Annotated in this window: 2 protein-coding genes and 1 pseudogene; 2 read left to right on the top strand and 1 reads right to left on the bottom strand. The window is 75.7% G+C overall.

Annotated features, from left to right (window positions below):
- Together ACWEVO_RS35695 and ACWEVO_RS35690 are read left to right on the top strand one after the other, a co-directional pair.
- Positions 1-235 (top strand): PUA domain-containing protein (locus ACWEVO_RS35695; protein ID WP_452311810.1); only part of this gene is annotated, 235 nt, incomplete at its 5' end.
- A 43-nt stretch (positions 236-278) separates the two neighbouring features.
- Positions 279-1,520, top strand: a complete 1,242-nt coding sequence (locus tag ACWEVO_RS35690; RefSeq protein ID WP_452311809.1) for a glutamate-5-semialdehyde dehydrogenase — start codon at positions 279-281, stop codon at positions 1,518-1,520.
- Between the two features lie 188 nt (positions 1,521-1,708).
- Here the strand turns inward: ACWEVO_RS35690 and ACWEVO_RS35685 are convergent.
- Positions 1,709-1,991: pseudogene (locus ACWEVO_RS35685) on the bottom strand (hypothetical protein); the annotation flags it as partial.

Below are 1,991 nucleotides of genomic sequence, written 5' to 3'. Positions count from 1 at the left end.
CCGGCGCAAGTCCCTGCTCCCGGCCGGCATCACCGCGGTGGACGGCGCCTTCACCGCCGGCGACCCGGTCGACCTGGTCGACACCGAGGGCGCGCCGGTGGCCCGGGGGCTGGTCAACTACGACGCGGTGGAGCTGCCCGGGCTGCTCGGCCGCTCCACCTCGGAACTCGCCGCGGCCCTGGGCCCGGCGTACGAACGGGAGGTCGTCCACCGCGACGACCTGGTGCTGCTGTGAATCCGGGACGCGTGCCGTCCCACCGATCCCCGAGGAGTTCAGGATGAGCGTCGTCGAGCAGGCCCGCCGGGCCCGGGACGCGGCGGAGGCCCTCGCGGTCGCCACCCGTACGGTCAAGGACGCCGCGCTGGTCGCGATGGCCGACGCGCTGGTGGCGCGTACCCCGGAGATCCTGGCCGCCAACGCGACGGACCTGGCGGCCGGGCGCGAAGCCGGGCTCACCGCGGCGGTGCTGGACCGGCTGGCCCTGGACCCGGGGCGGGTGGTCGGCATCGCCGACGCGCTGCGGCAGATGGCCGCGCTGCCCGACCCGGTCGGCGAGGTGGTCCGCGGCTCGACCCTGCCCAACGGGCTGGAGCTGCGGCAGGTCCGGGTGCCGTTCGGGGTGGTCGGCATCATCTACGAGGCCCGGCCGAACGTGACCGTCGACGCGGCCGGGATCTGCCTGAAGTCCGGCAACGCGGCGTTGCTGCGCGGCTCCTCCTCGGCGGCGCACTCCAACGCCGCGCTGGTCACGGTGCTCCGGGACGCCGTCGCCGGGGCCGGCCTGCCGGCGGACGCGGTGCAGCTCCTCGACGCCACCTCACGCGACTCGGTCAAGGAGCTGATGCGCGCCCGGGGCCTGGTCGACGTGCTGATCCCGCGCGGCGGCGCGTCGCTGATCCGGACCGTGGTCGAGGAGTCCACCGTGCCGGTGATCGAGACCGGGGTCGGCAACTGCCACGTCTACGTGGACGCCGCCGCCGATGTGGCGAAGGCCGTCGCGATCACCCTGAACGCCAAGACCCAGCGCCTCTCCACCTGCAACACCGCCGAGTCGCTGCTGGTCCACGCGGACATCGCGGACGCCTTCCTGCCGGCGGTGCTGACCGCGTTCGCCGACGCCGGGGTCACCGTGCACGGCTCGCCGGAGGTCGTCGCCTACTCCGACGCGGTGGTCCCGGCCACCGAGGAGGACTTCGCCACCGAGTACCTCTCGGCCGACATCTCGGTCGCCGTCGTCGACTCGCTGGACGCGGCGGTCGCGCACATCCGCCGGTACGGCACCGGCCACACCGAGGCGATCGTCACCGACTCCCAGCGGGCGGCCCGGGAGTTCGTGGCCCGGGTGGACGCGGCGGCCGTGATGGTGAACGCCTCCACCCGGTTCACTGACGGCGGCGAGTTCGGCTTCGGCGCGGAGATCGGCATCTCCACCCAGAAGCTGCACGCCCGGGGCCCGATGGGCCTGCCCGAACTGACCAGCACCAAGTACGTCGTCACCGGCGACGGCCACCTGCGCTGACCCCGCCCCCGCCCCGCCCCGGCCCGGTCGGGGCGGGGTGGGTCGGGGGGCTCGCGGCTTGCGGCAAACCGCGGCATCCCGCCGCCGGGAAGGCCCGATTCACCGCAACCGGAGTGGATCACGCTGGGCGCGCCGGGCATCGGCCGCGCAACCGGCGGACGGGACCAGGCGGCCGACGGGCGGGGGGGTCAGCCGAGGGTCGGCTGGTTCCCCACCGGTGGACCGGACGGCGGCGTGACCGGAGTCGCCGGATCAGCCGGGCCGGCGAGCTGCGCGGGGACCGCCTGCGGAGGTATGACCGCCGGTGCCGGGATGGCCGCTGGCGGCGACGCGATGCCCTCGCTGGCCAGCGGCACGATGTCCCGCAGCGCGGTGGTGAGCGGCGGCGAGACGACCGGCGGCGGACCACCGTCCGGTGCGGGAGCGGGCGGCGGAACGACCGCCGTCGGCGGTGCGGGGACGGGCGGCGCC

The organism is Micromonospora sp. NPDC003776, assembly GCF_053605645.1.
The sequence above is the reverse complement of the archived record's forward strand: the minus strand, read 5'-3'. Positions and strand labels throughout refer to the sequence as shown.

Bases quoted from the DNA above. Each gene is read 5' to 3' on its own strand.
- ACWEVO_RS35690 (WP_452311809.1), top strand. From the start codon at position 279: ATGAGCGTCGTCGAGCAGGCCCGCCGGGCCCGGGACGCGGCGGAGGCC.